Below are 2725 nucleotides of genomic sequence, written 5' to 3'. Positions count from 1 at the left end.
CGCTGCAGGTGCCCGGATGGGTGCCCGAGGCCGTGCCCGACGCCGCCCGCGCGGCCCTTGCGGGCCTCACGCCCGCGGGCGGCGAGGTCGATGCCGACTGGGGCGCCGAGGGGCTGACCCCCGCCGAGCGCATCCACGCCTGGAACTCGGCCGAGATCCTGGCCTTTTCCGCCGGCGACACCGCCCACCCGGTCAACGCCATCCCCGACGCGGCCGAGGCCGTCGTCCAGCTGCGCTACGTCCCCGGCATCGACGACAGCGACCTCGGCGCGGCGCTGCGCGCCCATCTCGACGCCCATGGCCATGGCGACATCGTGATCGAGGAACAGGGCCCGCGCTTCCGCGCCTCGGCCACGCCGGTGGACAATCCCGCCGCGCAATTCGCCGCCGCTTCGCTGGCGCGCACCAGCGACGAGATGCCGGTCGTCCTGCCGTCGCTCGGCGGCTCGCTGCCCAACGACATCTTCACCGAGGTGCTGGGCATCCCGACCATCTGGGTGCCCCATTCCTACCCCGGCTGCGCGCAGCACGCCCCCGACGAACACCTGCCCCGCGCGATCTTCGCGGATGCCGCGGCTCTCATGGCCGGGCTCTACTGGGACATCGGGGCCGCCGCCCCGGCCGAGGTGCTCGGCGACTGACCGCCCGCACCGTCCACCCCGTTCGCCCCGTCACGCACAGCGCGCGCGGGGCGTCCCCGAGGCACCACCGCTCCGCCCCCCACGCGCCCAGCCGCGATGCACCAGGCCCAAAAGCGCCGCGGTCGCGGCCCAAATCCCTCGCCAAAGCCTCCCGCCCCACCGGACGCAGGACGGCGCGCCCTCCCGCCGCAGGCCATACTGCGCAGACCCCGCAAATCCCGCGCACTGAAACGGAAACCCCCGAAGCCCCCCTCGGAGCCACATGTGGCCGCCGCCCTCACCGCGCCTGCGCCCACCGGCCGCCAGCATCCTCAGCCGCGATGCAACAGGCCAAAAGCGCCGCGGTCGCGGCCCAAATCCCTCGCCAAAGCCTACCGCCCCACCGGGCGCAAAACGGCACCCCCTCCCGCCGCAGCCCAAGCTGCGCAGACCCCGCAAATCCCGCACACTGAAACGGAAACTCCCGACACCCCCCTCGGAGCCACATGTGGCCGCCGCCCTCACCGCGCCTGCGCCCACCGGCCGCCAGCATCCTCAGCCGCGATGCAACAGGCCAAAAGCGCCGCGGTCGCGGCCCAAATCCCTCGCCAAAGGCTTCCGCCCCACCGGGCGCAAAACGGCACACCCTCCTGCCGCAGCCCAAGCTGCGCAGACCCCGCAAATCCCGCACACTGAAAGGGAAACTCCCGACACCCCCCTCGGAGCCTCGTGAGGCCGCCGCCCTCACCGCGCCTCACGCACCTGCGCAGCCCCCGCCGCCCCATCGGCTGCGTCCACGGCCGCATTGCGCCAGGCCGACAGCGCGGGGTTCGCGGCCACCGGGTCTTCCGCAGGGGCCTGCCGCGGCAAGCTGCGCAAGGCCGGGCGCAGGACCGCGCGCCATCCCGCGCGCCCTTCCTCCCGCCGCCTGGGCGGGCTGCGCAGGTAATGCAACTCCCGCGCGCCGAAATAGAAGCTGACGATCGCCCCCAGGAGCCACCACAGCGGTTCCGGCACGGCGTCGAGCCCCACCATCCGCTCCGAGAACGCCACCGGGTCCACCATGGCGAAGACGAACAGCCCCAGCGTGCCAAGCGCCAGCATCGGCCGCGGCAGCCGGTTCAACCCGTTGATCAGCCCGTCGAACCAGCCGGGGCCTGCGTATTGGAACTCGGCCGCCGCCGTCTCCATCGTCGCGCGGTGGATCTCGGCGTCCAGTTCCATCGCCCGCGTCGCGTTCGGCACGAAGACCTCCGACAGCCCCTCGGCGGCCTCGCCGATGGCGCCCGCCGCGCGGCCCACGCCCATGGCCCGTTCGATCAGCCCCATGCCGCCACCCGCGCGCGATGCTCCGCCTCGCTCAGGTGATAGCGCGGCGAGATGAACTCCTCCGCCCGCACGATCCAGCCGCCCTTGCCGCCATCCCGCCTGCGCGCGTATTTCCGGCTCGCCGGGCGGCGGTCGGCGAGCGCGTAATAATAGTTCCGCCGCGCGATCCCGTAAGCATCCGCAAGGTGCCCCGGCGCCTGCGCCGCCGCCGCATGGGCCGCCCGCGCCGTTTGCGGCCCGATCACCCCGTCTACCGCGATATCGAGCCCCATGTCCCGCAAGAGCCGCTGCAGGATCCTCACCGCGTTGGACCCCGCGTTCACATGCATGTCGAAGACGCTCGCCTGCAGCATCTCCGGCAACATGCCGATCCGCGGGCGGTGAAAGTAATGCTCGACGAAGATGTCGACGGCCCGCTCCCGCGTCAGGTGCCGCACATCGCCCGCATCCACATCCCCGTCCCGGTCGAGGTCCAGCCCCAGCGCCCGCATCGCGTGGATGGTGACGCCGAATTTCGTCGCCCCGCCCGGGTCGTCGGGGTCATTCACATAGCCGCCTTCGCGCGCGACGATGCCTTCCGCGATTGAACGAACCGACAGCATGGGCCCGCCCTCCATGCTCGGTTTCGATGGCAGGCACCCTAGACCGCAACTCCCTAAGACCGGGTTAACGCTCCCCCGCCAATCCCTTCATCTTTCCAGAAATACGCATCTTCGGAGCAACGCCTGCCCCGACCCGCAGCGCTGCTCGAGAGCGCCCGCGCCGCGCCAGCGGCG

2 protein-coding genes and 1 pseudogene are annotated in these 2725 nt (G+C 72.3%); 1 reads left to right on the top strand and 2 read right to left on the bottom strand.

Annotation, left to right across the window (positions count from 1 at the left end; genetic code table 11):
- Positions 1-641: pseudogene (locus tag QQK83_RS19150) on the top strand (M20 peptidase family dipeptidase); the annotation flags it as partial.
- A 723-nt stretch (positions 642-1364) separates the two neighbouring features.
- On the opposite strand, the gene QQK83_RS19145 reads toward QQK83_RS19150, so the two are convergent.
- Both QQK83_RS19145 and QQK83_RS19140 read right to left on the bottom strand, forming a co-directional pair.
- The gene (locus tag QQK83_RS19145) at positions 1365-1949 is read right to left on the bottom strand and encodes a holin family protein (protein WP_284267020.1); all 585 of its coding nucleotides are present in this window, start codon (positions 1947-1949) and stop codon (positions 1365-1367) included.
- The gene (locus tag QQK83_RS19140) at positions 1940-2551 is read right to left on the bottom strand and encodes a holin-associated N-acetylmuramidase (RefSeq protein WP_284267018.1); all 612 of its coding nucleotides are present in this window, start codon (positions 2549-2551) and stop codon (positions 1940-1942) included. Before QQK83_RS19140 ends, QQK83_RS19145 begins: the two co-directional genes overlap by 10 nt.
- Between the last annotated feature and the right edge of the window lie 174 nt (positions 2552-2725).

Origin of the sequence: Roseicyclus amphidinii (assembly GCF_030163755.1) — a bacterium.
GTDB lineage: Bacteria > Pseudomonadota > Alphaproteobacteria > Rhodobacterales > Rhodobacteraceae > Roseicyclus > Roseicyclus amphidinii.
Note: the sequence above shows the minus strand (reverse complement) of the source record. Positions and strands in the feature narration are given on the sequence as shown.

What these genes read in the sequence shown, in the direction of transcription:
- QQK83_RS19145 (WP_284267020.1), bottom strand. Translation starts at nt 1,949, where the DNA reads ATGGGGCTGATCGAACGGGCCATGGGCGTGGGCCGCGCGGCGGGCGCC.
- QQK83_RS19140 (WP_284267018.1), bottom strand. Translation starts at nt 2,551, where the DNA reads ATGCTGTCGGTTCGTTCAATCGCGGAAGGCATCGTCGCGCGCGAAGGC.